Below are 25955 nucleotides of genomic sequence, written 5' to 3'. Positions count from 1 at the left end.
GGCGGCGCGCGCGGGTCTCCGCCCGGAGTGCCCCCACCGCGGGAAGGGAAACGCGGGCGGGGGCGGGCCGATGTCACGCGGCGCCACGGCATTCTCGGCCGTTTCCCGGGTAATCGCCTTATGTCGCAGGGAAGTTGAAGACTGGAGGACCGAATGGCCCGTGCAGCCTTTCCGCGTTCCGCGTTTCGCCTGCGCACTCCCAGGTCCGAGGCACCCGACCGGAGCAAGACGCGCCCCCGGTCGGGCAAGGCCGAGGGCAAGGTGCCGCCCGAGTCCGGAAAGGCCGACGGCAAGGCGCGGCCGAACCCCGGGAAGGCCGGGGCCGGGGCGAGGCCCAGGTCCGGCAGGGCCGAGCGGGGCGGGCGGCCGGCCCGGGGCGGGCGGCGTCCCCTGCCGTTCCTCCTCCGGCTGCTGGCGATGCTGTTCGCCTTCGCGTTCATGGTGGCGTTCGCGGTCGTGCTGGCCCGGCTGACGCTGGAGCCCTCCCCCGCGTCGGCGCCGCTGACCCACACCAACATGCGCCCCGGCAGCTCGCTGCGTGCCTACCTGGACCAGCCCGAGCTACGGGACGCGGTCCGGCAGATCGGCGGGAACCTTGTCCTGGGCATCCCGTTCGGCATCCTGGTCCCGGTGCTCGCGCCGCGCACCCGGGGGGTCCTGCGGGTGCTGCTGTTGACCGCGATCGTCATGCTGATGGTGGAGTTCGCGCAGGGCGCGCTGGTCGACGGCCGTGCCTTCGACGTGGACGACGTCATCCTCAACACGACCGGCGCCCTGATCGGCTACCTGCTGCTGGGGCGGCGGCTCAGCCGGGCGGTGCACAGCTGAGGCCGGCCGCGGTGAGCGAGGCGGGCGTCAGCCGCAGGAAGGCGCCCACGTCGAACGGAGGCGGGGTCACCGGCTCATCCTCGCTCCCGTCCTCGGGCGGCGGCCACCCCTCAGTGCCGGTGCCAGGTGAACTTGTCGCCGCCCACCCAGCGGACCACCTCGGGGTCGTCCAGGTCGTGGACCGTGATGCCGAAGGCCGCGGCGGCCTCCAGGACGTCGGTGACGGTCTTCGCCTCGCCGACGACCTGACCGTCGATCTCGACGATCCGGAAGGGCGGCGTGCCCGGCTGTACCCCGAGCACCTGGATCCGCGGGTGGGCGATGTGCGGGCTCGCGATTTCGGTCATGGATAGAGCGTAGAGCGCAACCCGCGGAAGGGAGAGGCGTAGGTCACCCGCCCAGCAGATCGAGCACGGCCGCCTCGACGGCCCCCTGGGTGGCCGGGCGCCCGAACTCCCCGTGCTCACCGAGCCGGGTGAGCTCGGGGGCGACGGTCCTGCCATGTTCGAACAGTTCGAAGACACGGGGGTCGATGTAGGAGGCACGGCAGACCGCGGGGGTGTTGCCCAGGTAGTGGCTGACCTCGCGCACGGCCCGGCTCTCCTGCCGGCGCCGGGCGGCGGGGGTGGCCCGGGCGTCCCGGGTGGTGACGGCGAGTGCCACGGCGGCCAGGACGGTGGCGTGCCAGGTGCGGAAGTCCTTGGCGGTGATGTCGGTCCCGGACAGGCGGCGCAGCGCCTCGTTCAGGTCACCGCCGCGCAGGTCGTGCCACGCGCCCCGCTCCCAGTACGCCAGCAGCCGCTCCCCGCCGCGCGGGCGCCGCAGCAGTCGTCGTACGACGGCCAGGGCCTGCTCGTCGACGAGGGCCCGGACGATCTCGGTGCCGCCCTTGGCCGGGTAGCTGAAGGTGATCTCGTCGCGGCCGCAGGTGACGTGGTCGCGGAGCATGGTCGTCAGGCCGTAGGTCTCGTTCGTACGGGTGTGCCGGTCACTGCCGACGCGGAAGAAGCCGAGGTCGAGCAGGCGTACCGCGCAGGCCGTCACCCGGGCCCGGCTCAGTCCGCGTCCGGCGAGGTCGACGGCGACCCGGGCGCGCAGCTCGGGCAGGGCGCGGGCCACCTCGCGCACGTGCTCGTGCTTGGCCTGCTCCTGCTGGGCGCGGAACCGCTCGTGGTACAGGTACTGGCGCCGCCCGGCGTCGTCGGTGCCCACGGCCTGGAGGTGGCCGTTGGGCCACGGGCAGATCCACACCTCGCGCCAGGCGGGCGGGATGACCAGGGCGCGGATCCGGGCCAGTTGCTCCGGGTCGGTCAGCGGCTCGCCGTCGACGTCCCGGTACCGGAAGCCGCGACCGTGGCGGACCCGGGTGAAGCCGGGGCCGTCGCAGGAGCTGGTGCGCAGTCTCATGGCTGTCGCCGCGCGTCACCCGGGCCGGCCGGGCCGGTTCAGGGGCGCCGCCACTCGTCGTCGCCCAGGTGGGAGCCGGCCTGCGGGCCCATGCGGAGCATGCCGCCGTCCACGCTCCAGGAGGCGCCGGTGACGTAGGAGGCGTCGGGGCCGGCCAGGAAGGCGATCACGGCGGCGACCTCGCGGGCGTCGCCGGGGCGGCCGAGCGGGACGCCGGGGCGGTCCTCGGTGTGCGGGTCGGTGTCCTCCTGGCCGGTCATGGGCGTGGCGATCTCGCCGGGCGCGACCGCGTTGACGGTGATGCCGTGTTCGGCGAGCTCCAGGGCCATGACCTGGGTGAGCAGGCCCAGGCCGCCCTTGGCCGCGCAGTAGGGGGCGGCGCCGACCCTGGGCTGGTGCTCGTGGACGGAGGTCACGTTGACGATCCGGCCCCCGTGGCCCTGCCGGATCATGTGCCGGGCGGCGCGCTGCCCGCACAGGAAGGGGCCGACGAGGTCGACCTCCAGGACCTCGCGGACGGTGTCGAGCTCCAGGTCGAGGAAGGGCGTCATGGTGCCCGTACCGGCGTTGTTGACCAGGACGTCGAGGCGGCCCAGGCGGTCGCACAGTTCGTCGACGGTGCCGGCGGCGGTGGGCAGCCGGGTGAGGTCCATCTGTGCCACGGCGGCCCGCTGCCCGTGGGCGCGCACCTCCTCGGCGGTCTCCTCGGCGCCCTTGAGGTCGCTGTGCCAGGTGATGCCGACGTCCATCCCGGCCCGGGCCAGCCGGACGGCGGTCGCCTTCCCGATGCCGGAGTCGGCGCCGGTGATCACGGCCACCTTGCTGCGCTCTACGGCGGGTGCGGACATGGCAGGCCTCCTCGTGGACGCGGTCGAGGTGATGAGGCATCGCAGTACCCGGTCGCGTACCGGACAAACCGCGCGCACGCCGTGCGGCCCCCGGGGAGCTGGGGAACTCTGGAGGTGGAGGTGGCGATGGACCCCGTCGAGGCTCTGGACCGGATCGCCTTCCTGCTGGAGCGGTCCCGCGCGCCGACGTACCGCGTGCGCGCCTTCCGTACGGCGGCCCGGGTGCTGTCGGAACTCCCCGAGGGCGAGATCCGCGACCGTGCGCGGGCCGGGACGCTGGAGGACCTCAAGGGGGTCGGCCCCAAGACGGCACAGGCGGTGCGCGAGGCCCTGGAGGACCGGGTGCCGGGCTATCTGGAGAAGCTCCAGGGCGAGGCCGACGCACCGCTCACCGGGGGCGGCTCGACGCTGCGGGCGTTGCTGCGCGGGGACTGCCATCTGCACTCCGACTGGTCCGACGGCGGCAGCCCCGTCGAGGCGATGGGCCGGGCCGCGGCGGAGCTCGGCCACGAGTGGGCCGTGCTCACCGACCACTCGCCGCGCCTGACGGTGGCGCGCGGTCTGTCGCCTGAGCGGCTGCGGCGGCAGCTGGACGTGGTGGCGGAGCTCAACGAGACCTGGGCGCCGTTCCGGCTGCTGACCGGCATCGAGTGCGACATCCTCGACGACGGCTCCCTGGACCAGGAGCCGGAGCTGTTGGAGCGGCTGGACGTCGTGGTGGTGTCCGTGCACTCCAAGTTGCGGATGGACGCCCGCTCGATGACCCGGCGCATGGTGGCCGCCGTCCGCGATCCGCACGCCGACGTGCTCGGGCACTGCACCGGGCGGCTGGTGACGGGACGGGGACGGCCGGAGTCGGAGTTCGACGCGGAGGCGGTGTTCGCCGCGTGCGCCGCGTCCGGGACGGCCGTGGAGATCAACAGCCGGCCCGAGCGGCTCGACCCGCCGCGGCGGCTGCTGCGCCGGGCCGTCGAGGCGGGCGTGCTGTTCTCGATCGACACCGACGCGCACGCGCCCGGCCAGCTGGACTGGCAGATCCACGGGTGCGAGCGGGCCGAGGAGTGCGGGGTGCCCGCGGAGCGGGTGGTCACCACGTGGTCCGCCGACGAACTGCTGGCCTGGACCCGCGAGGGGCGCACTCCGGACCGAGTGGCGGGCGGCTGACGTGGTACCCGGGCGGTACGCAGTGACGGGCGCAGGCAGCGAAGGGAACGGGCGCATGGGACGGGCCGCGGTGTTCGACGTCGACGGGACCCTCGTCGACACCAACCACCTTCACGTGGCGACCTGGTGGGAGGCCTTCCGGCAGGCCGGGCACCGGGTGCCCATGCACGCCGTCCACCGGGCGGTCGGGCTCGGCTCCACCGACCTGATCGCGCACCTCCTGGGCGACGGCCGGGACCGGAGCCGGGACGAGGAACTGAGCGCCGCCCACAAGGCCCTGTACGGGCAGTACTTCGACCGGCTGCCCGCCCTGCCGGACGCCGGCCGGCTGCTGCGGCGCCTGCACCGCGACGGCTGGACCGTCGTCCTCGCCACCTCGGCGGGTGGCGCCGAACTCTCCGCGCTGCGCCGCGCCATCGACGCGGACGACGCGATCGCCGACACCGCGAGCGCCGACGACGTCTCCGAGGGCAAGCCCGCCCCCGAACCGGTCGAACACGCCCTCGAACTCGCCGGTGTCTCCGCCGAGCACGCCGTCTTCGTCGGCGACACGGTCTGGGACATGCGCGCGGGCAGCCGCGCCGGCGTCCGCTGCGTGGGCGTCCTGTGCGGCGGCATCCCCCGCACCGACCTGGAGGAGGCGGGCGCGACGGCGATCTACGCCGACCCGGCGGATCTGCTGGCGTCGCTGGCGAAGAGCCCGCTGGCCTGACCCGGGTGGCGGCCGACACCGTCGCGTGACGAGTCGACCAGGGCGGATACCCACTGCCCATGACCCGTGTGACAGATGCGGTACGACCCCGCGGCCTCCGCCCCCTCTCCCGTGCCGTCGACGCGCTGCGCCGGGAGGCGGGCTCCGTGGGCCGCGCCGCCCGGGCCGCCTGGCGGGGGCCGGGGCGGGAGCGGGATCTGGTCGTGCAGTCGCTGAAGGCGGCCGCGGCGGCCCTGCTGGCCTGGTCCGTGGCGAGCGTCTGGCTGGGCGACCCGATGGCCCTGATGGCACCGTGGGTGGCGCTGGTGCTGGTGCAGGCCACCGTGTACAGCTCGCTGCGGCAGGCCGCGCAGCAGTGGACGGCGATCTGCGCCGGCACGCTGCTGGCGTCGGCGGCCCAGGTGCTCACCGACGACACGCTGGGCGCGCTGGCGCTGTCCATGCCGGTGCTGATGCTGCTCGCGAACTGGTCCCGCTTCGGTGACCAGGGCATCTACGGGGCGACGACCGCGGTGTTCACCCTCGCCTCGGGCAGCGTCTCGGCGTCGGCGGTCGGCCACCGCGTCGGACAGGCGGCACTGGGCGCCGTCATCGGTGTCGCCGTCAACGCGCTGATCCTGCCGCCGGTGCACCTGCGCGACGTACGGGAGAACCTCTCGGCGCTGGCCCGGGAAGCGGGCGACCTGCTGCACACGATCGCCGGCGATCTGCGGGACACCGAGTGGGACGCCCAGGTCGCGGCCGGCTGGTCGCACGACTCGGCGCGGCTGGAACGGCGGCTGGAGGCCCTCAGGTCGGCGCGCGGCTGGAGCAGGGAGAGCCTGCGGCTGGCGTCCGGGCCGCTGCTCGCCGTCCGCAGAGCTCCGAAGTCCCTGCCGCCGGAGAGCGAGGACGAGCGCTGGGGCCGGGTCACCGGGCACATCGGCGCGCTGACCAGAACCCTCGCCGTGGCGGCCGACGAGGACCGCACGCCCGCCCCGCCCGACGGCCCGGCGCTGCGCTCCTGCGCCCGGCTGCTGGAGCTCATCGGGGACGCGTGCCGTGCGGAGAGCGGTCGTCTGCTCGACGCCTCCGACGGGGCGGGGCCGGACGGCAGGACGGCCGACCGGGTCAAGGACGCCATGTGGGCGGAGCACGAGCGTCTGCAGGAAGGGCTGCGGGAACAGGCCGCGCACGCCGCCGCCCGCGCGACCGTCCTGGGCACCTTGTTGTTGCAGGCCGAGAACCTGTGGAGCGAGACCGTCCCGGACGACCGGACGGGGTGACGCGGCTCACCCCAGAACGGGACGGACCGGGGAACACCTCAGGGTGGTTGCCCGTTGAACAAGCCGTGGGTGTGGATGGGACAGTGTCCCCGGGCCTCACCTTTTGCCCACAGGGACGATCGTCCGGCTGAAGCCCTGTGGAGCCTTTCGCCGAGAGGCGACCGCCATCCGCACCCACACCTTGACCGCCCCGACCGCGATTCCCCCGTCCGGTCGGGGCTTTCCTCTGTTCGGGGGCTGCGCCGCCCTCGACGGCGTTTGACTTCGAGAGCACTCCAATTCGTAGCGTTCCGGGCATGAGCACTGCACAGCACAAGATCGGATCCGGATTCGGTGCGACGAGCACCGCCGACGAGGTCCTCGCCGGTATCGACCTGACCGGACGGCTCGCGATCGTCACCGGCGGCTACTCGGGACTCGGCCTGGAGACCACGCGGTCGTTGACCGGGGCCGGCGCCCGCGTCGTCGTTCCGGCCCGCCGCCCCGCCGTCGCGCGGGAAGCCCTGTCGGGTCTCGACGGCGTCGAGGTGGACGAGCTCGACCTCGGCGACCTGGAGAGCGTGCGGGCCTTCGCCGAGCGCTTCCTCGCCTCGGGCCGCACGGTCGACCTGATGATTGACAACGCGGGGATCATGGCCTGCCCGGAGACCCGCGTGGGTCCCGGCTGGGAGGCCCAGTTCGCCACCAACCACCTCGGCCACTTCGCCCTGGTCAACCGTCTGTGGCCGGCCATCGCACCCGGCGGCGCCCGGGTCGTCTCCGTCTCCTCGCGCGGCCACCACTTCTCCGGCATCCGCTGGGACGACCTCCACTGGGCCCGGGACTACGACAAGTGGCAGGCCTACGGCCAGGCCAAGACCGCGAACGTCCTGTTCGCCGTCCACCTCGACCGGCTCGCCCGCGACGCCGGCGTCCGCGCGTTCTCCCTGCACCCGGGCGGCATCATGACCCCGCTCCAGCGGCACCTGTCCCAGGCGGAGATGATCGAGCGCGGCTGGATCGACGAGAACGGCGCGCTGCTCACCCCCGAGCTCTTCAAGACCCCCGAGCAGGGCGCCGCCACCCAGGTGTGGGCCGCCACCTCGCCGCAGCTCGCCGCCATGGGCGGCGTCTACCTGGAGGACTGCGACATTGCCGAGCCCGCCACGGCCGACGACGACCGCTCCGGCGTCAAGGACTGGGCCGTCGATCCCGAACAGGCGGCCCGCCTGTGGGAGGTGTCGGCCGAGCTGACGGGCGTGAACGCCTTCGCGGCCTGACGCCCCACGGCTACCGCTTCCCCGCCGAACGATCACCGGTTACGCTGCCCCGGCGCAGGGGGCGCGTTCACCGGGGGTGGGGAAACATGGGCGACGACTTCGCCGTGTCCGAGAAGAGACCGAACACGGCGGCCCAGGCCATCACGGCGGTGGTGCTCATCGGGGGCATGGGGGCGGCCCTGTGGGCGTTCGACCCCCGGGAGACGCACCCGGCCGACGAGCCGGCCACCTGCTCACCGTCGAGCACCGCCGGGGCCCTGCCCGCCGGCAACGTCTCGGGGGACCAGCTCTGCACGGCCCTGAACCGACCCGACCTGGCGACCCTCCTGGGGACGCCGACGGAGCGGGCGAGGACCGCGGGCGGCAGCGACAGCTACTTCACCTCCGGCGACGGCACCAGGACCGCCACTCCCTCGGGTGAGGTCACGTTCGAGACCTACACCGTGAAGCTCTCGGCGACCTACGACGGTCTCGCCGTCGCCGAGGAGGGCGCGTACCTGGGGCGGACGGCGGAGCCCCGAACCGTCCTGGGCCGCCCCGCCGTCCTCTACACCACCCAGACCATCGCCCTCCGCTTCAACCTCGGCGGCGACGGCTCCGAGAGCGGCCCCGGCGTCCCCGCCCGCAGCCTCGTCATAGCCCAGACCGCCCAGGACCGCGGCGGCTCCTACGAGCTCACCGTCTTCCGCGAGGACGGCATGCCCCCCGCCGACGAGACCCTGCTCCGCGTGGCGGAACAGGTCCTGCCCACGATCCCGGGCTGGGACGGAACCTGACGGTCCCTCTGCCGCCGACGGACAGGCGCCGACGACAGACAGGCGCCGAACTCTCAGGCGTCCAAGTCCGGTTCCCTGGGCCCGTACAGGGCGGCGCCCGCACCCGTCGCCAGCGCCCAGTACCGGTCCCCGTACGACCAATGCCACCACTCCGTGGGGTAGTTGACGAGCCCGGCCGCGCCCAGCGCCCTGCCCAGCACCGCCCGGTTGGCCCTGGCCTCCTCGGAGATGCCGGCCGCGTCGGTGTAACAGGCCCCCTCGCTCTCCTCGGGACTGGCGTTCATGGCCGTACCGAGATCGAGTTCACGCCCGTCCGCGTCGGCGAGCGTCAGGTCGACGGCGGCCCCGGCCGTGTGCGGGGCGATCTCCGGCGGCGACACGTACCGACTGGCCGCGCTGCGGATCCGATCCGCGTCCCAGTCCGGATGCGCGGCCCGCAACCCGTCGGCGTACCGCTCGAAGTACCGCCGCTGAAGGGCCGGCGGCCGGTACCCCTCGACGAACAGCAGCCGCAGCCCGTCGGGCAGCAGGGACTGCGCCCGCAGCAGCCGGTCCAGGACGCCCCGCCGGAGGTGGATCTCCGCTCCGAGAGAGTCCTTGTGCTTGCGGTCGTCGACGAGCAGGGACCCGCTCACGTCCACGAGCGGCTCACCGCACTCCTCGACGGCCACCGCGGCGACCCGGGCGTCGCACATCAGGATGATCTCACTCATGGAGTGATCATCTCCCACCCGGGTACTCGGGCGTCTCCGCAGGCCCAGCGTCCGTAAGGAGCCGAAGGTGAGCACTTCAACGGGCAGCAGGATCGTCGTCACGGGTGCCACCGGCAACGTGGGCACCAGCCTGGTGCGCCTCCTGAGCGAGGACCCGGAGGTCGGGTCCGTGCGGGGCCTGGCCCGCCGGATCCCCGACTGGTCGCCGCCGAAGACCGAGTGGTCGGCCGTCGACCTGGCGTCCGACCAGGCCGATCTGGTCAAGGAGTTCGAGGGGGCCGCCGCGGTGGTCCATCTGGCCTGGGCGTTCCAGCCCACGCACGATCCGGCGACCACCTGGCGCACGAACGTCCTCGGCTCCATGCGGGTGTTCGACGCGGTGGCCGCGGCCGGGGTGCCGACGCTGGTGCACGCGTCGTCCGTCGGCGCGTACTCCCCCGGGCCCAAGGGGCACGCGGTGGACGAGTCGTGGCCGACGCACGGCTGGCCGGACGCGGCGTACTGCCGGGAGAAGGCCTATCTGGAGCGTGCCCTGGACACGTTCGAGCGGGACCGTCCGAGCGTGCGGGTGGTGCGGATGCGGCCGGCCTTCCTCTTCAAGCGGGAGTCGGCGAGCGAGCAGCGCAGGATCTTCGGCGGCCGCTTCCTTCCGGGCCCGCTGGCGCGCCCGGAGCTGCTGCCGTTCCTGCCCGACATCCCGGGTCTGCGGGTGCAGGCACTGCACACCGACGACGCGGCCGACGCCTACCGGCTCGCGCTGCGCTCGGACGTGCGCGGCGCCTTCAACCTGGCGGGCGAGCCGCCGGTCGACGCGGAGCTGCTCGGCGAGATGCTCGGCGCCCGCCCGGTACGGCTGCCGCGCGCCGCGGCCCGCTCGGCGATCGCCGCCGCCTGGGGCCTGCACCTGCTGCCCGCCTCCCCGCACCTGTTCGACGCGGTCCTCCGGCTCCCCCTGATGGACTGCACCCGCGCCCGCACGGAACTCCGCTGGCGCCCGGAGCACACCGCGACCGAGGTGCTGGAGGAGTTCCTCCAGGGCATGCAGCAGGGGGCGGGGGCACGGACGGAACCGCTGAAGGGCCGCAAGGTGGGCTGACGGGGAGCCGTCGGCGTCGGCGCTCAGGCCGACGACTCGTCCGGCACCGGGTGTTCCGCGTGCACCGCGCCCGAGCGTGGCGCGCCGCGCCTGCCCGTCCCCGACTCGTCCGTGTCGGGCACGTCCGCGCCGGAGTCCTCGGCCCCTTCGGCCCCTTCGGCTTCGGCGTCCGCGGCCTCGGTGGTGTCGACCGTGTCGCCCTGCCCCCGGCCGGCGCCGACCTCCCAGGGGTCCTCGCCGTCGTGCGCCTGCTGGTCCGGCAGGTCGCGCGGGATGGGCGCACCGTTCTCGCCGGGTCCTTCGCTGCGGTGGGCGGCCACGACGTGCTCCTTTCACCTGGTCACCTGGTACGAGGCTCAGCTGCGAGCCAAGTGCGGCGAGTACCTCCGCGGGGTCCGGCGAAACGTCAGTGCGGCGCCCGCTCCTCCAGGGCGGTGCGCCAGGCGGGCGCGGGCCCCTCGGGCGCGGGCTCGGGGCGTCGGCCGCCGCGCCCGAAGAAGTCGGCGAGCGGCAGGATGGCGGCGCCCACGGTCACCGCGTCGGGCCCGAGCCGGCCGAGTTCGACGGTCACCTTCTGCGCCGGGTGCCGCAGGGCGTACGACATCGCGTGGCGCCGTACGGCGGGCAGGAACCGCGCGCCGAGCTGGAGCCCGGCCCAGCCGCCGATGAGGATGCGCTCGGGCTGGAAGAGGTTGATCAGGTCGGACAGGCCGGCACCCAGGTACTCGGCCGTCTCCTCCAGCACGGCCAGGGCGACCGGGTCGGCCGCGGTGCCCTCGGCCGCGGTGCCCCCGGCCGCCGCGCCTTCTGCCTCCGCGCCCTCTGCCGCCGTGCCCTCCGCCGGGTAGGCCGCCGCCAGCATCGCGGTCAGCGCGGTCTCCTCGTCGGCCTCCTCCGGGGGCCGTCCGCCCTCTTCGCGCCAGCGTTGCAGCAGGGACTCGGCGCCGGCGTACGCCTCAAGGCAGCCGAGCGCGCCGCAGCGGCACCGGCGCCCCCGCACCCGTACCGTCAGATGCCCCCACTCCACCGCCCGGCCGTGCTCCACCTCGGGGGTGACCAGGCAGGCGCCGACGCCGGAGCCGAAGAGGACCACGACGGCGTTGCGGGCACCGCGTCCGCCGCCGAACCACATCTCGGCCTGGCCGAGGGTCTGGGCACCGTTGTCGATGAAGTACCGCACGTCGTGCGGGAGGGGGGATCCGGCGCGGAGCAGTTCCTCCAGCGGGACGGCGTCCCAGCCGATGGTCTGCCCGTGGACGACGGCGCCGCGCTCGGGGGTGTGTTCCACGATGCCGGGGACGCCGATGCCGACGCCGAGGAGCCGCTCGGGGGCGAGGCCGACCTGCGCCAGCACCTCGGCGATGCCCTCGCGGATGTGCCCGACGATGACCTCGACCTCGTAGCCCTGGTCGGTCAACGGGCGTTCCGCGCGGGCGAGTTCGGTGAGGGTGAGGTCGAACAGCTCGATGCGCACCCGGGTCTCGCCGACGTCCACGCCGATCATGTGTCCGCTACCGGGGGCGACCCGCAGCAGGGTGCGCGGGCGTCCGCCGTCGGACTCGACGCTGCCGGCCTCCTCCAGCAGGCCGTCGGCGACCAGGTCCGCGACGACGTTGCTGATCGAGCCGGAGCTGAGCCCGGTCACCGGGCCGAGTTCGAAGCGGCTGAGGGGGCCGTCGAAGTAGAGCCGTTGCAGTACGGCCGTGCGGTTGGCCCGTCTGAGGTCGCGTACCGTGCGCCCGTTCCGCCCCGCCATACGAACCCCTTCCTCGAACCCTTAATTCACACTATGAGGAAAGGCCGGGGTGATTCAAGGGCCGACGGGCCCGAGCCTGGGGGCGAGATCCTCGATCTCGTCCAGGGCGGCCAGGAGTTCCGGGGCGACCGCCTCCTCCAGCCAGCGCCAACGGCCCGCGTCGAAAGCCCGCGGCACTCCCTCGGTGAGCATGATCAGGTAGAGGTAGGCGCGGTAGAGGGCGAGGCGGAGGCGCGCCGGGGCGTCGAAGTCCGCCCGGCCGCCGGCCTCCCGGTAGCCCGCGAGGAACGCCGTGTCCTGCTCGATGTCCCCCAGCAGCGCCAGGGATACGAAGTCGGCGAGGGGGTCGCCCCAGAACATCCGCTCGCCGTCGATGAGCCCGCCGATACAGGGCTCCTCACCCACCCGGCGGTCCAGGAGGATGTTCCCGTCCCACAGGTCGAAGTGGACCAGGTGGGGTGTGGTGACCGCGTCGAGCGCGGGGAAGCCGGCCCTGAGCGTGCGGGCCACCTCCTCGACGGGACGCGGCAGCCGGGCCCGGTAGTCGCGGACGTCGTCCAGGACCGCGTCGATCATGCCGGCGAAGGCGGTCCGCCAGTCGGCGGCGAGCGGACCGAGAGCACCGGAGGGATAGCCGAAGGCGGCCCCGGTGATCCGGTGCAGCCGCGCCACCTGGCGACCCAACTCGGTGCGCAGCGGGGCCCGTTCGGCATCCGTGACGGACCCGTCCCACGGCTCGCCGGGACAGGCCGTCATCAGCAGATGCGCTACGGCGGGCTCCTCGCCGAGGGCGACGGTGCGCGGTGCCGGTACGCCGGCCTCGGCCGCCGCGCGGTAGAACTCCGCCTCGGCGACCAGGAGCCGCTTCTCGTGCCGCATCCCGGGGACGGACGGGTCGGGGGCGACCTTCAGGACGTAGCGGCTGCCGTCGGTGAGGAGGAGTTCCTCCACGGTGTTGTACGTGCCGCCGGTCAGCGGGCGGAGGCGGGCGAGACGCTCCGGGGGCAGGTGGGCCCCGTCCAGCACGAGCCGGGCGCGCTCCCAGGAGTCCATCGCTGGTCCACTCTCCCCTTCGTAGCCGTCGTAGCCGTCGTAGCCGTCGTCGCTCTCGGCGCTCTTCGTCCGGCTCGTCAGCCGGCCGCGTACACGTCCTCGACGTACCGGCCGTCCCGCACCAGCCCGTCGAGCCAGCGCGCGGCGGCCGCCTCGTCGGCGCCGGGCGTGCGGTCCCGGTACAGGGTACGGAACGCCTCCCGCACACCGGGGGCCATCCGGGAACCGTCGCCGCAGACGTACACCCGGGCGCCCGCGTCCAGCAGCTCCCCCACCTCCGCGGCCTCGGCGGCTACGCGGTGCTGCACGAACCGCACCGCGCCCTGCGGTGCGGCGCTGAAGGCGGGGCGCAGGCGGACCGCCCCGGCGGCCTCCGCGGCGCGCAGTTCCTCGGCGTGCAGGAAGTCGGCGTCCGGGGCGTCGCAGCCGAAGTAGCACAGGGCGGGCGGCAGTTGCTCGCCCCGGGCCAGTGCGGCGAGGCGGTCGGCGACGGCGCCGCGGAAGGGCGCCAGGCCGGTACCGGCGGCGATCATGACGACCGGCCGGGAGTGGTCGATGCGAAAGGCGTCCCGGCAGGGCTGGACGCGGGCCAGGACGGTGTCCCCGGGCTGGACGTCGGCGAGGTGTCCGGAGCCGGTACCCCGGTAGGTTCCGTGGCCCGAGCGTGCGGGCGCCTCCAGCAGCGAGACCATCAGGTCGACGTGCCCGGGGTCGGTGGCCGGGGACGAGGACACCGAGTAGTGCCGGGGGCGCAGGGGCGTCAGGAGGTCGAGCAGCGCCGGCCAGTCGAGGGCACCGCGCAGGGCGGGGTACGCCTCGAAGAGCTCCACCAGGGTGCGCGGGTCGTCGTCGCCGAGGGCGGCCAGGTGGGCGCGCTCGGGCGGGCAGGGGTTGGCGGCGGCCAGGACGGACCGCTGCTCCCGGGTCGGCCGGTGCTGCAACTCGACGTGGTGCGTGAGCAGTTGACGCGCCGTCAAGGGCCGGTCCACGGCGAGTCCGTCGCGGCGCGGGCGGGTGGGCCTGATGTCCAGGAGGGCGTCCAGGTCGACGCCGAGGGCCGCGGCGGCCCGCTCGACGAGGGCCTTGTCGTGGGTCGGGAGCACGGTGACGTGGTCGGCGGTGCGGTAGGTGGTGCCGGCCGGCAGGGCGAGCCGTACGAACCGCTTGCGGCGGGGATGGCCGGGAGCGGTGAGGTCGTGGGCCTCGGTGACGGTCATGGGGACCAGGTCGTGCCGCTCGGCGAGGGCGTCCAGCGGGCCTCCGGTCAGGGTCCGGACCTCGTAGGCGGTCTCCGGTTCGGGCACCGAGGGGGCGGCGTCCGGGTCGCCGTGGGCCGTGAGCAGCGCGGTGCGCAGGCCGGCCGTGAAGGCGCGGACGGTGCCGGTGAGGTCGCCGGAGGCGTCGCCGGCGGCGCGGTCCAGCAGGCGGGTGGCGCCGAGTTCGGCGAGGCGCTCGTCGACGCGGGTGGGGACGTGCTGGTAGGTGGCGGCCCAGTTGCGGTCGCCGATGCCGAGGACGGCGTAGGTGACGTCGGTGGCGTCGGTCGCCTCGTCCAACCAGGCCGCGAACCGCCGTGCGTCGTCGGTGGGTTGGCCGTTGTAGGAGGCGGCGGAGATGACGACCGGGCGGTCGGTGGGGAGGCCGCCCGCGTACGCGTCCAGCGGGGCGACCTCGGTCTCGCAGCCCACGGCGGCGGCCTCGTCGGCGAGCCGGGCGGCGAACTCGCGGCAGGTGCCGTAGTTGCTGCCGTGCAGGAACAGGGCGCGGGTGCCGGGGCGGACCCGGGCGGGGAGAGCGGCGTCGGGGGTCGTGGCGGCCTCGGTGCGGGGCGCGGCGCCCGGCAGGGGCGGGTGGGCCCGGTCGGCGCCGGTGCGCGGGGTCAGGGTGAGGGTGAAGCCGTCGGGCTTGAGGGTGAGCGCCTCCTTGACGGTGAGGCGGTAGTCGGCGTGGTCGTGCAGCCGGTAGCGGTGGACCAGGAGCGCGAGCAGCATGGTCGCCTCGTGCAGCGCGAACTGCCGCCCGATGCAGGCGCGTTCACCCGTACCGAAGGGCTTGAAGGCGTGCGGGGAGCGGGCCGCCTCGGCCTCGGGTGTGAAGCGGGAGGGGTCGAACAGCTCGGGGTTGTCGCCCCAGACGGGCTGCCGGTGGAGCATCGGCGCGATGACGGTGAGAGCCTGTCCGGCGCGCAGCGGGATCCGGCCGCCGAGCAGGGTGTCCTCGCGGGCCTGCCGGCTGAACGCGGCGGCGGTCGGCCACAGCCTGAGCGCCTCGTTGAGCACCTGCCGGGTGTAGGTGAGCCGGCCGACCTCGTCGAACGTCGGCTCCGGGTCGGCGGTGTCGCCCCACAGCTCGTCCACCTCGCGCCGCACGAGCTGGAGCACGGCCGGGTGCTTGGCCAGGTAGTACATCGCGAACGACATCGCGCCGGAGGTCGTCTCGTGCCCGGCGATCAGGAAGGTGATCACCTGGTTGCGGATGTTGGTGGCGTCCAGGGTGGTGCCGTCGGCCGGATGCGTGGCGGAGAGCATGAGGCCCAGGAGGTCGTCGCCACCGGTCTCGCCGGAGGCCCGGCGGGCGTCGATCACGTCGTCGACGACCCGCGCGAGGTAGGCGGCGTCGGTGCGGAACGCCTCGTCCTCGGCCGTGTAGTCACCGCCGGGGGTGCGGGCCAGGCGGGTCATGGCCCATTCCAGACAGCGCACCATCGCCTCGACGAAGGGGTGCGGCTCGTCCCGGTCGAAGGAGCCGAAGTCGTAGCCGAATCCGGCGAGGCCGATGGTGTCGAGCGTCATCCGGGTCATGTCGTCGGGAATGTTCACCGGCGTTCCGGCGCGGGCGGCCCGGTCCCAGGAGCCGATCAGCCGGCGCGCCACCTCCAGCATCACCGGGTCGTAGGTCCGCATCGAGCCCAGCGCGAAGGCGGGCATCAGGATGTCGTGGGCCTTGGCCCAGTTCGGTTCCTCGTTATAGGCGGTGAACAGCCCGTCGGCGGCGAACTCCCGGACGTTCTCCAGCGCGGGTCCGACGGCCTTGGCGAACCGGGTCTCGTCGGCCAGCTCGGTGACGAGGTCCAGGTCCGCGACGAAGGTGACGTCCCGCCCGTGCAGCCGGCGCACCAGCAGGGGGCCGTGCTCGCGCATCAGCCCCATGGCCTGCTGGAGGGGCGTGCGACCGGGTCCGGTGTCGGAGATGTCGACAACCGGGACGTCGGGGAGGTCCGGGAGGTCCGGGGTGGTCTGCGCGGTGGGGGGCATGGCGCGACAACTGCCTTTCGCCGTACGGGAGTACTGGGACCAGATTGGTCCACGCCATCCGGCCGTCCGCGACGCCGGACTACATGATTGTGTAGTGCACGTACGTGTGTGGCCCTTGCGTCGAACGGCAGGAGGTGCTGGTGGACTCGACCGATCCGGAGGCCGTGGTGTGGCGCAACCGTGCCCTGATGCTCTTCGACCGGGTCTCGGTGCCGGTCGCGGTCTGCGATGTGTACGGCGCCGTCCTGCTGGCCAATCCGGCGATGGCCACGGAGTGCGGGACCACGCCGGGGCGGCTGCGCGGGCGTGAGGTGCTGGAGCTGTTCCGCCCGCGGGAGGCCGGTCAGGTGGAGCGGATCGCCCAGGCGCTGCGGCTGCGGCACCGGTCGCGCTACCAGGTGTCGGTGACCTGGGAGGGGCTCGGCGGTGCGCGGAGGTACGGGGAGCTGACGGCCGATCCGGTGAGCGACACGTCGAGGAGACGCCCGCGCTGCTGGTGATGCTGCGGGTCCTGGACGAGCGCGAGCCGGACGCGTCCGAGGCCGTGCGGGTCGCGCCGGTCGAGGCCCGGATCCTGGCCCTGCTCGCCGGCGGCGCCACCACGGCGCGGGCCGCCCGCGAGACCGGGCTCACCACGGACGGCGTCACCTACCACCTGCGGCGCCTGTCCGCGCGCTGGGGCGCGGCGAACCGTACGGAACTGGTCGCGCGCGCCTACGCGCTGGGGGTGCTGGCCTCCGGGGCGTGGCCACCGGCGCCGGCCTCTACGGCGGAGGAGTAGGCGGGATCCACGGCGGAGGAGCAGGCGGGGTCCCGGCGGCGGGCCGTGCCCGCTCCCGCCGGCGCGCCGAAGCGGGCCAGGGTGTGCCACACCATCTTCAGGTCCTGGAGCTCGTACCGTCCCGTGCGGGCGGCGTCGCCGATGATCCGGGGGTCGATCAGGCCGTCCTCGGCGATCCGGGCGCCCAGGTCGGCGTACTCCGGTCCGCGGTAGTCGGCGTGCCGGTACAGCCCGGCGACCGTGAGGCGGTAGCCGGGGTGCCACTCCACCGGGCAGGGCAGCCGGCGGGCGGCCGCCTCCACGGGCGTACCGCGGTAGCAGGCGTCGAGGACGAGGGCCTCCACGTCCCGGGCGAGGACGACACCGGCGTGCACCTGGGCCTCGATGTAGTCGTTGAGGGCGTCCTGCTCGTCCGCCTCGGCCAGCGCGATCAGGGACATCCCGGCGGCGACGCCGAAGTCGGCCGGCTCGGCCGCGCTGTCGGGATAGCAGAAGGTGGCACGGGTCAGCGTGGCGGCGGTCAGGCGGAAATGGGAGGAGCCGAACCGCGGGGCGGCGCCGACGATCTGGCGGCGGAAGTCCAACGCGCCGTACACGGGCCGGTCACGGGCGTCCGCGTCGTCGTAGGCGCCGCCGAAGATCCGGGTCTCCCAGCGCCAGCGGTCGCCGCCGGGGTGGGCGGTGAGCCCGCCGTTGCTGGTCCCGGTGACGAACTGCGAGTGGTAGGCGCCGTCCTGTGCCAGGGCGTCGAGGATGGGCAGGCCCCGCACCAGCCGGTCCGGGTGGAAGTTGAGTGTGACGCGCAGGTCGTGCGCGACGGCCGGACCCGCGGAGAGACCCGCCACATGACGCAGCGCGGTCCGCGCCCTCGCCGAACCGACATCCCGGAAATCCACTGGCTTCCCTTCACCGTGCCTGCCTACCCTAGCCATGAACCTAGGGCTTCTAGGTTTCAGAGAAATGATCCACCGACCCCCAGAAGGCTCCCCCCATGAGGTCACTCACCGAGCAGGACATCCGCAACTCTTTTATCAACTGCTCCAAAGGGGAGGCCAAGCGCCTGGCCGTTCCCCGGGATCTCGCCGAACGCCCCTGGGACGACCTGGACTTCCTCGGCTGGCGAGATCCCGGAGCGCCCGACCGCAGTTACCTGGTGGCCGAACGGGACGGGCGACTGGTCGGTGTCACCCTGCGCTTCCCGTCCTCACAGCGCGGCTTCCTGCACCGCAGCATGTGCTCCCTCTGTCTGACCACCCACCGGGGCGGCGGTGTCTCCCTGATGACCGCCCGCAAGGCGGGCGCGGCCGGCCGCGAGGGCAACTCGGTGGGCCTGTACATGTGCACCGACCTCGCCTGCTCCCTCTACCTCCGCGGCAGGAAGATCCCGGACTCCGGATCCCGCTTCGAGGAGAGCCTGACCTTGGAGGAGCAGATCTCCCGCACGAGGGACAACCTGGCCGCCTTCCTGGGGAAGTTGTACGGCCAGTGATCGCACAGTGATCGCATTAGGACGGCTAATCGCCGCATGAGCGATGGGTCATTGATCGGGTCCCGGCCCGCCGTGCAGAGTTCCGACAGCGGGAACAGAACGATGGGAACAGAAGGGAAACGACATGAAGTGGACCCCTCGCCGGACGCGGGACTGCTGACCGCGGGGGGCGTCGCCGCGATGCTCCTCGCCGGGCCGGTCGCCACGGCCCAGGCCGGTGAACTGACGCCGCAGTGCGGGGGCGGCTGTCCCCAGAGCGCCTCGACCGCCCCGGACGGGTTCCAGGTGTCCTCCACCCCGGGCGCCCTGACCACCAACGGCAACTGGGAACCCAACTAGACCCACCGTCACGTCATCACCCCGAGGCGCCCCACTCATCTCTCCCGTGGGGCGCCTCCGCGCCCCCGCACCTCCGCACCTCCGCCCTTCAGCCGGAAGGTTCTCGATGAGCCCGGACGCAAGACCCCGTCGTGGCGTGAGGCTGGCCCTCGCCGCCGCGATCGCCGTGACCGCCGCCCTCACCGCACCCGTGGCCGACGCCGCCCCGGCCGCGAGCCGGGACTCGGTCCCCGTCCCCGGTGCTCCCGGGCTCGGCGACCCGCTCTTCCCCCTCGACGGCAACGGCGGCTACACGGTGAACCGCTACCACCTCGACTTCGACTGGCAGGCGCCGAGGACGCCGTTCGAGGCGAAGGCCACCATCCAGGCCACCGCCACGACGGAGCTGTCCCGGTTCAACCTGGACTTCGCGGGCAACACCCTGCACGAGGTCACCGTCGACGGCACCCCGGCCGAAGCGGTGCGCGAGGGCGACGAGTTGGTCGTCACGCCCTGGCTGCCGCTGCCCCGCAAGAGCGCGTTCACCGTCACGGTCACCTACACCGCCGACCCCACCCAGATACGCCACCGTGACGACGCCATCGAGGACTACGGCTGGATCCCCACGCCCAGCGGCACCGTGCTGTACCCGCAGCCCAACGGCGCCAAGATGGTCTTCCCGGCGAACGACCACCCGAGTCAGCGCGCGCCCGTCACCTTCCGTGTCACCGCACCCGCGGGACTGACCGCGGTGGCGAACGGCAGGCTCGTCTCGCGGGAACCGCTCGGCGACGGCCGGGAGCGCTGGACGTACGACTCCGAACAGCCGGTCTCCACCCAGCTGGTGCAGATGGCCGTCGGCCGGCTCACCGCCGTCGACCGGCCGACCACCAACGGCGTCCCGCTCCGCGACTTCGTACCCGACGAGCTCGTCGACGGGACCGACGAGTACCTCGATCTCACCCCGCAGCACTTACGCTGGCTCGAACAGCGCCTCGGCGCCTACCCGTTCAAGCGGTACGGCGTGCTGGTCGGGGACACCGACCTCGGGGTCGCCCTGGAGACGCAGACCCTCTCGCTGGTCCCCAAGGCCGACCTGCTCGGCACCCGGGTGGACGCCGAGCGCACGCTCGTCCACGAACTGGTCCACCAGTGGTTCGGTGACAGCGTCGCCCTGCGCACCTGGTCGGACCTGTGGCTCAGCGAGGGACACGCCCGCTTCTACGAGCGCCTGTACTCCGAGGAGCACGGCGGGGACAGTTTCGAGGCCGCCATGAAGACGGCGTACACGAACCACAACGTGTGGCGCCGCGACTTCGGCGCCCCGGCCGAGCCCACCGAACCCAACCTGTTCAAGCGGATGCGCTACGACGGCTCGGCCCTCGTGCTCTACGCGCTGCGCGAGAAGGTCGGTGACGAGACCTTCCGGAAGATCGACCGGGCCTGGGTCACGCAGTATCGCGGAAAGACCGCGAGCACCCAGGACTTCGTCGACCTGGCGTCCGCGGTCTCGGGGCAGGACCTGGGGTCCTTCCTGCGCCCCTGGCTGTACGGCCCCACGACACCGCCGATGCCGAACCACCCCGACTGGGTGGCGACCCCGGTCGCCTGACTAGCGGGCGCCCTCCCTCACAGAGGCCGCGACAGAAGTCGTCACGGGAGTCGCCACAGGAGCCGTCTCCCGCGTGAGCACGGCCCGGTCCGCCTCGGTCGTGCGGACGGCCGACTCCACGAAGGCGCGGATGGTCGCGTTCTCGCGGGCCGCCTGCCAGACCGGGACCACCACCATCGGTGGCATGTCCCGCACGGGGACGACAACCAGACCGGGGAAGGGGACCCGGTCGAGGAGGCCCGTGATCGTCAGGTGCAGCCCGCGTCCTCGTGCCACCAGCGCGAGGACGTCCTCCACGGGCAGGTGCTCGTTGCCCATCAGCCGGCTCATGTCCTCGTCGGTGTGCCGCAGCAGCCGGCCCGAGCTGGTGCGGGTGGGCGTCCACCGCTCCTGCAGAGGAGCGCCCAGCGTGTCCGGCAGCCGTAGCAACTCGTAGGGAAGGAGGTCGTCCAGGACGATCGCCCGGCGCCGGGCCAGCGGATGGGCCGCCGGCACCAGCACCCCGCGCGGGACCGACGCGAGCAGCGGGCCGACGACCAGGCCGGGAGCCTCGACCGCGGTGCCGTCCCCGCCCGGCGACCAGCGCAGCACCAGATCGACGTCGCTTCCTCCCGCGAGCGGCACCAGGTTCCCGCCGGCCCGGAAGACCAGGCTGCTGACGACCACCTCGCAGTGCGGGTGGGAGCCGGTGAAGGCCGACACCAGCCGGTCGGTGAGCTGCCCGCCCATGGTCCACTGGTAGCCGATCCGCAGCCGGTCGCCGACCTGCCGGGCCACGGCACGGCACTCCCGCAGCGTGACCGTCAGCCGGTCGTAGCCGTCCGCGGCGCCGACGCGGAACCGTTCGCCCAGCGGGGTCAGACGCACCCGTCGGCTGCTGCGCTCGAAGAGGGCGCCGCCCACCTCGCGTTCCAGCCCCTTGACGATCTGGCTGACCCGTCCCTGGGTCACGTGCAGACGCTCCGCTGCCCGCCCGAAGTGCAGGACCCGGGCGACCTCCAGGAACGTCTCCACATCACGCAGCTCCATCCGCTTTCCCCCGTCTCACCGCTCCCACCGGGGCCCAGATGTACACGGCGGTCGTTGTTCGGAATCGGCCAAGTGGTTCCGAACAAACGGATACCGAACAATGGGGGCTCGCTCCGGACACCGGTTCCGGTCTGTACATCGGGGGAGGCCGCCGCGATGCCTCGGGGAGAGCGTCCGCTCAGGGCGGGAGACGCGCGGATTCTCACGTTCGCCGCGGAGTTACGACGGCTGCGGGCCGAGGCCGGCTCTCCGACCTACCGGCAACTGGCCGAGCGGGCGCACTACTCGGTCTCGACGCTGTCCGGCGCGGCCTCGGGCAAGGCGCTGCCCACGCTGGCCGTGACCATGGCGTACGTGCGGGCCTGCGACGGGGACGCGGCGCACTGGGAGCGGGCCTGGCACGCGCTGGCCGCCGAGCTGGGCGCGGCCACGGAGGCGCCGGCCGCGGACGGTTCCGACGGCCCGGCCCCCTATGTGGGCCTCTCGGCCTACCAGGCGAGCGACGCCGAGTGGTTCTTCGGCCGCGAGGGGCTCGTGGAGGAACTGGTGCGGCGGCTGCGCGGGCAACGCCTGCTCCTGGTGGTCGGGGCCTCGGGTTCGGGCAAGTCGTCGCTGTTGCGCGCGGGTCTGGTCCCCCGGCTGCCGGCGAGCGCGACACCCGTGGTGTTCACTCCGGGCGCCCGGCCCATGGAGGAGTGCGCGGTACGGCTGTCCGCCGCGGCCAGCCTCACGCCGGGACGCGTGTACCGGGAGCTGCTGGACGACCCCGCGAACCTGGGGCGGGTGGCCCGGCAGATCGGCGCCCGGTCGGACGCGGCGGACAGTGAAGTCGTACTCGTCGTGGACCAGTTCGAGGAGCTCTTCACCCACTGCGCCCCGGCGGAACGCGACCACTTCATCACGGCGCTGCTCACGGCCGCGCGCATCGACGGCCACCGCTGCCGTGTGGTGCTCGGCGTGCGGGCCGACTTCTACACGCACTGCACCCACCACGCCGGCCTGGTGGAGGCGATGCGCGACGCGCAGATTCCGGTCGGGCCGATGGGTCTGGAGGATCTGCGGCGGGCGGTCGTCCAACCCGCCGTACGCGCCGGGCTGACGGTGGAAGGCTCCCTCCTGACGACGCTCGCCACCCAGGCCCTCGGCCGGGCCGGTGTGCTGCCGCTGCTGTCCCACGCGCTGCGGGAGACCTGGCGGCGCCGGCGCGGCAACGCGCTGACGCTGGACGCGTACCGGGCCACGGGCGGTCTGGAGGGCGCGCTGGCGCGTACCGCGGAGGAGTTCTACGCGGAGCTGGGCGCCGAGCGGCAGGAGCTGGCACGGCAGGTGTTCGTGCGGCTGACGGCACTCGGCGAGGGCACCGAGGACACCCGACGCCGGGTGCCGCTGGACGAGCTGGCCCGTCTGGGGGCGCGGACCTCACCGGTCGAGGACGCCGGGCGGGGCCCCGCCACGGGCGAGGACGTCGGTGCCGTACTGGAAGGGGCTGCCCGCGCCCGGCTGTTGACGCTGGACCAGGACAGGGTGGAGCTGACGCACGAGGCGTTGATCCGCTGCTGGCCCCGACTGCACGGCTGGCTCACCGAGGACCGGGAGCGGCTGCGTGTCCTGCGTCAGCTGACCGAGGCCGCCCGGACGTGGGAGTCGCTCGGCAGGGATCCCGACGCGCTGTTCCGTGGCGCCCGGCTGGCGCTGGCCCGGGAGGTCGACGACGCGGTGCTGTCGGGCGAGGAGCGCTCCTTCCTCGACGCCAGTGTCGCCGCCGAACGTGCCGAGTCGGCCCGGGGGCGGCGGCGCGCCCGGCAGATGCGCCGGCTGACCGCGCTTCTCGCGGTGCTACTGGCCGTGGCCGTCACCGCGGCGGTGCTGGCGCTGCGCGCGCGGGACGAGCTGACGCGGGAGCGGAACAAGGTGCTGGCCCGGGAGGTCGCGGTGGACGCGGTCGCCCTGCGGCAGGACCGGCCGGCGCTGGCGGCGCAGCTCGGCGTGGCCGCGGACCGCCTCAGCCCGAGCGCCACCACCCGGGACGCGCTGCTCGGTGTCACGGCGGCCTCGTTGCCGGGCCACCGGCAGGCGGTGAGCGCCCTGGCGTTCAGCCCGGACGGACGGATGCTCGCCACGGCCGGTTACGACTACACCGTGCGGCTGTGGGACGTGAGCGATCCCTTCCGTCCGGTCGCCGCGGGTGCGTTCCGGGGCGGCTCCGACATCATGACCGCCGTGGCGTTCAGTCCGGACGGGCGCCGTCTGGCCACCGGCGGGCGCGACCGGACCGTACGGCTGTGGGACGTGGGGGGCCCGCACCGCCTCGCCCGGCCGCGGGTTCTGACCGGCCACCGCGACATCGTGTTCTCCGTCGCCTTCAGCCCGGACGGCCGCACCCTGGCCTCGGGCAGCTACGACCACACCGTACGGCTGTGGGACCTGACGTCCGCCGCGAGCGGACCCGTGGTGCTGCGCGGGCACCGGCTCAACGTCAAGCCGATCGCCTTCAGCCCGGACGGGCGGACGCTGGCCTCCGGCAGTGACGACCGCACCGTCCGCCTGTGGGACGTGACGAGCCCGCGCCGCCCCCGGCCGCTCGCCGTGCTGACCGGCCACCGCGACTTCGTCGACGCCCTGGCCTTCAGTCCCGACGGGCGGACCCTCGCCTCCGGCAGCGACGACCGTACGGTCCGTCTGTGGCCCCTCTCCGGCCCGCGCCGCCTGCGCACGAGCACCGTGCTCACCGGCCATACGGACGTGGTGTCCTCGGTGGCGTTCAGCCCCGACGGACGGCTGCTCGCGTCCGGCAGCACGGATCGCACCGCCCGGTTGTGGGACGTACCGGCGACCGGCGCCCCGGCCCTGCGCTCGGAACTGACCGGCCATCTGGGTGCGGTCAACGCGGTGGCCTTCCGGCCGGCACCGGGCGATGCCCTGCTCGCCACGGGCAGTTCGGACCACACGGCGCAGATCTGGCAGACCGACACGGCCCACGCCGGACGCAGTGCCTGCGCCCGCGCCCGCCCGGTGATCACTCGTGCGGAGTGGCACCGCTGGCTGCCCGGTATCCCCTACAGCCCGCCGTGCGAGAGGTCCTAGCGGTCCCGTAGCCGGGCCGCCTCGACGGTGTGCAGGTGGATCAGTGCGTCGTGGCTGCGGGCGAGTGCGATGTCGTCCGGGGGCTCGGGGTAGGCGGTGCCGATGCTGCGGGTGGGGCGGGCCTGGCGCAGCCAGTCGCGGGCCGGTGGGGCGGCGGTGCGCAGGTCGACGACGTAGTCGCGGTGGCGGACGCGGTCCAGGGTGTGCTCGTTGCTGTCCGGGCCGAGTGGTCCGAGGGTCCAGCGGCGGACGATGTCGTCGTCGAAGCCGGTGGCGTTGAACGAGCCCTGGTGAAACGTCAGACCGATGTTCAGGTAGCCGCCGCCGAGGCTGTCGCGCAGGTACGCGCCCTGCACCTTCGGGTACTGGGCGGGGTCGTCCGGCACATAGCCGACGTGGTTGTTGTGCGCCGCGAGCAGCACCTTGGTCCCGGTGTGCCGGTGCCACCAGACCACGTTGGCGGCCATGGCCCGGTCCCGGTAGCGCATGGCCTCGGCGGCCTGCGCGGGGTTCTCCAGGTCCCAGGCGTACTGGTGGGCGGTCTGGTCGATCACGGTGGCGTTCTGGACGGCCCGGTCGTGGGCCTCGCGGTCGGCGCCGGCGGGCAGACCTCGCACCAGCTCCAGCGCGCGGCTGGTGCGGGCGGCCATCTCCATGCGCTCGGCGTACGGCCTGGTCAGGTACTGCTCGATGTACGGCCCGGTCGCCACGGTGGGCCGCAGCCCGCGGTACAGCTCGGCGAGGCGGGCGCTCGCCCCGGGGTCCGTGGCGGCCACGTGGTCGCTGACCGCGTCGTACAACTCCGGCCCGGACCAGGCGATGTCGTCGCCCATGAACCGGACGGGGTCGTCGGGGTGGCGGACGTTGTACGCCCGCATCCACTCCACGAGCCGCAGATAGTCGGTGTTGTTCCACCACTGGTAGTCGCGCTGGAACTCCTCGCGCATGATGCGCCGGGGGTCGCCCTTCCCGTGCAGCACGTACGCGTTGAGGCGCAGGCCCGTGCTCCAGGGGGCTTCCAGGGCGAAGGTGCGGAAGCCCTTCTCGGCGACGAGGTGGCGGAAGACGCGGTCCTTGAGGGCGAAGAAGTCGTGGGAGCTGTGGGTGGCCTCGCCCAGGCCGACCACCCGGGCGTCACCGATCATGCGGGCGAGGGGGCGCAGATCGCCGGTGTCGCCGCCCGGTTCGACGGTGCGCAGCGGGTGGGCGGCGCGCTCGAGTGCCGCCACGACGTCCCGGGGCGACGCGGTGGAGGCCGTGGTCGTCGCCGGCGACGCGGTCGTGGCCGCCACGGCCGGGATGCCGGCCGGGAGGGCGACGCCCAGGGTGACGAGCAGGGTCAGGGTGGGTCCGGTCCGTTGCCATGTCATGGTCCGAGGCTTTCGTTCCGGGGCCGTCGGTGGCCATCCGGCCGTCCACCGTCGTGCGGTGGGGTTTTCCGCAGGTCCGGTGGAGGATCCGGAATAACGATCCGCACTTGTTTGCGGACAGTTGCGGTCCGCAATGAGTAC

The 25955-nt window shown here is 73.7% G+C and carries 22 protein-coding genes and 1 pseudogene; 12 read left to right on the top strand and 11 right to left on the bottom strand.

The annotated features are described in order from the left end of the window. Positions 1 to 153 precede the first annotated feature (153 nt). Positions 154 to 828, top strand: a complete 675-nt coding sequence (locus tag K4B79_RS07365) for a VanZ family protein (protein WP_232025486.1) — start codon at positions 154 to 156, stop codon at positions 826 to 828. A gap of 110 nt (positions 829 to 938) precedes the next feature. Here the strand turns inward: K4B79_RS07365 and K4B79_RS07360 are convergent, their stop codons facing one another. From K4B79_RS07360 to K4B79_RS07350, 3 genes are read right to left on the bottom strand one after another with little or no spacing between them, the layout of a single operon-like run. Next, positions 939 to 1175, bottom strand: a complete 237-nt coding sequence (locus tag K4B79_RS07360) for a hypothetical protein (RefSeq protein WP_232025485.1) — start codon at positions 1173 to 1175, stop codon at positions 939 to 941. A gap of 43 nt (positions 1176 to 1218) precedes the next feature. Continuing rightward, entirely contained in the window at positions 1219 to 2235 is a 1017-nt protein-coding gene (locus K4B79_RS07355) for a DNA topoisomerase IB (protein WP_232025484.1), read from the bottom strand. A gap of 38 nt (positions 2236 to 2273) precedes the next feature. Then, a complete protein-coding gene (locus tag K4B79_RS07350; RefSeq protein WP_232025483.1) occupies positions 2274 to 3083 on the bottom strand; it encodes an SDR family oxidoreductase in 810 nt (269 codons plus the stop codon). Between the two features lie 126 nt (positions 3084 to 3209). On the opposite strand from K4B79_RS07350, the gene K4B79_RS07345 reads away from it, so the two are divergent. The 5 genes from K4B79_RS07345 to K4B79_RS07325 all read left to right on the top strand — a co-directional run bounded on the left by K4B79_RS07345 (position 3210) and on the right by K4B79_RS07325 (position 8259). Beyond that, complete coding sequence (locus K4B79_RS07345) at positions 3210 to 4247, top strand: PHP domain-containing protein (protein WP_232025482.1); 1038 nt, start codon at positions 3210 to 3212, stop codon at positions 4245 to 4247. Between the two features lie 55 nt (positions 4248 to 4302). Further along, the gene (locus K4B79_RS07340) at positions 4303 to 4959 is read left to right on the top strand and encodes an HAD family hydrolase (RefSeq protein ID WP_232025481.1); all 657 of its coding nucleotides are present in this window, start codon (positions 4303 to 4305) and stop codon (positions 4957 to 4959) included. A gap of 59 nt (positions 4960 to 5018) precedes the next feature. After that, a complete protein-coding gene (locus K4B79_RS07335; protein WP_232025480.1) occupies positions 5019 to 6224 on the top strand; it encodes an FUSC family protein in 1206 nt (401 codons plus the stop codon). Between the two features lie 296 nt (positions 6225 to 6520). Further along, on the top strand, positions 6521 to 7483 hold the full coding sequence (locus K4B79_RS07330) for an SDR family NAD(P)-dependent oxidoreductase (RefSeq protein ID WP_232025479.1): 963 nt from the start codon (positions 6521 to 6523) through the stop codon (positions 7481 to 7483). Positions 7484 to 7569: 86 nt separating this feature from the next. Further along, positions 7570 to 8259: a DUF6215 domain-containing protein gene (locus tag K4B79_RS07325; RefSeq protein WP_232025478.1), complete on the top strand. Its 690-nt coding sequence runs from the start codon at positions 7570 to 7572 to the stop codon at positions 8257 to 8259. A 53-nt stretch (positions 8260 to 8312) separates the two neighbouring features. On the opposite strand, the gene K4B79_RS07320 is transcribed toward K4B79_RS07325, so the two are convergent. Then, positions 8313 to 8972, bottom strand: coding sequence for a M15 family metallopeptidase (locus K4B79_RS07320; RefSeq protein ID WP_232025477.1), 660 nt, complete (start codon positions 8970 to 8972; stop codon positions 8313 to 8315). Between the two features lie 67 nt (positions 8973 to 9039). On the opposite strand from K4B79_RS07320, the gene K4B79_RS07315 reads away from it, so the two are divergent. Then, the gene (locus K4B79_RS07315) at positions 9040 to 10068 is read left to right on the top strand and encodes an SDR family oxidoreductase (protein WP_232025476.1); all 1029 of its coding nucleotides are present in this window, start codon (positions 9040 to 9042) and stop codon (positions 10066 to 10068) included. Positions 10069 to 10091: 23 nt separating this feature from the next. On the opposite strand, the gene K4B79_RS07310 is transcribed toward K4B79_RS07315, so the two are convergent. The 4 genes from K4B79_RS07310 to K4B79_RS07295 form a co-directional block, all read right to left on the bottom strand. After that, on the bottom strand, positions 10092 to 10388 hold the full coding sequence (locus K4B79_RS07310) for a hypothetical protein (protein ID WP_232025475.1): 297 nt from the start codon (positions 10386 to 10388) through the stop codon (positions 10092 to 10094). 86 nt (positions 10389 to 10474) lie between these two features. Then, positions 10475 to 11824 carry an ROK family protein gene (locus tag K4B79_RS07305; RefSeq protein ID WP_232025474.1) on the bottom strand — a complete coding sequence of 450 codons (1350 nt, stop codon included), beginning with the start codon at positions 11822 to 11824 and terminating at the stop codon, positions 10475 to 10477. Positions 11825 to 11878: 54 nt separating this feature from the next. Beyond that, complete coding sequence (locus K4B79_RS07300; protein ID WP_232025473.1) at positions 11879 to 12877, bottom strand: phosphotransferase family protein; 999 nt, start codon at positions 12875 to 12877, stop codon at positions 11879 to 11881. A gap of 77 nt (positions 12878 to 12954) precedes the next feature. Then, on the bottom strand, positions 12955 to 16131 hold the full coding sequence (locus K4B79_RS07295; protein WP_232025472.1) for a cytochrome P450: 3177 nt from the start codon (positions 16129 to 16131) through the stop codon (positions 12955 to 12957). Between the two features lie 188 nt (positions 16132 to 16319). Here K4B79_RS07295 and K4B79_RS07290 point away from each other — a divergent pair. Further along, positions 16320 to 16912: pseudogene (locus tag K4B79_RS07290) on the top strand (PAS domain-containing protein). Here the strand turns inward: K4B79_RS07290 and K4B79_RS07285 are convergent. Next, positions 16846 to 17808: a DUF3626 domain-containing protein gene (locus K4B79_RS07285; RefSeq protein WP_232025471.1), complete on the bottom strand. Its 963-nt coding sequence runs from the start codon at positions 17806 to 17808 to the stop codon at positions 16846 to 16848. The pseudogene K4B79_RS07290 and the gene K4B79_RS07285 sit on opposite strands and share 67 nt — an antisense overlap. A gap of 95 nt (positions 17809 to 17903) precedes the next feature. Between K4B79_RS07285 and K4B79_RS07280 the strand changes: the two genes are divergently transcribed. The 3 genes from K4B79_RS07280 to K4B79_RS07270 all read left to right on the top strand — a co-directional run bounded on the left by K4B79_RS07280 (position 17904) and on the right by K4B79_RS07270 (position 20331). Further along, entirely contained in the window at positions 17904 to 18401 is a 498-nt protein-coding gene (locus tag K4B79_RS07280) for an FBP domain-containing protein (protein WP_232025470.1), read from the top strand. Between the two features lie 129 nt (positions 18402 to 18530). Continuing rightward, entirely contained in the window at positions 18531 to 18740 is a 210-nt protein-coding gene (locus K4B79_RS07275; protein WP_232025469.1) for a hypothetical protein, read from the top strand. 136 nt (positions 18741 to 18876) lie between these two features. Next, complete coding sequence (locus tag K4B79_RS07270; protein ID WP_232025468.1) at positions 18877 to 20331, top strand: M1 family metallopeptidase; 1455 nt, start codon at positions 18877 to 18879, stop codon at positions 20329 to 20331. Here the strand turns inward: K4B79_RS07270 and K4B79_RS07265 are convergent, their stop codons facing one another. After that, positions 20332 to 21360 carry a LysR family transcriptional regulator gene (locus K4B79_RS07265; RefSeq protein WP_232025467.1) on the bottom strand — a complete coding sequence of 343 codons (1029 nt, stop codon included), beginning with the start codon at positions 21358 to 21360 and terminating at the stop codon, positions 20332 to 20334. It lies immediately after the preceding gene. Positions 21361 to 21516: 156 nt separating this feature from the next. Between K4B79_RS07265 and K4B79_RS07260 the strand changes: the two genes are divergently transcribed. Then, the gene (locus K4B79_RS07260) at positions 21517 to 24444 is read left to right on the top strand and encodes an nSTAND1 domain-containing NTPase (RefSeq protein ID WP_232025466.1); all 2928 of its coding nucleotides are present in this window, start codon (positions 21517 to 21519) and stop codon (positions 24442 to 24444) included. Here the strand turns inward: K4B79_RS07260 and K4B79_RS07255 are convergent. Continuing rightward, on the bottom strand, positions 24441 to 25814 hold the full coding sequence (locus K4B79_RS07255; RefSeq protein ID WP_232025465.1) for an erythromycin esterase family protein: 1374 nt from the start codon (positions 25812 to 25814) through the stop codon (positions 24441 to 24443). The genes K4B79_RS07260 and K4B79_RS07255 overlap by 4 nt on opposite strands. Between the last annotated feature and the right edge of the window lie 141 nt (positions 25815 to 25955).

Origin of the sequence: Streptomyces lincolnensis (assembly GCF_021173675.1) — a bacterium.
Classification (GTDB): domain Bacteria; phylum Actinomycetota; class Actinomycetes; order Streptomycetales; family Streptomycetaceae; genus Streptomyces; species Streptomyces lincolnensis_B.
Note: the sequence above shows the minus strand (reverse complement) of the source record. Positions and strands in the feature narration are given on the sequence as shown.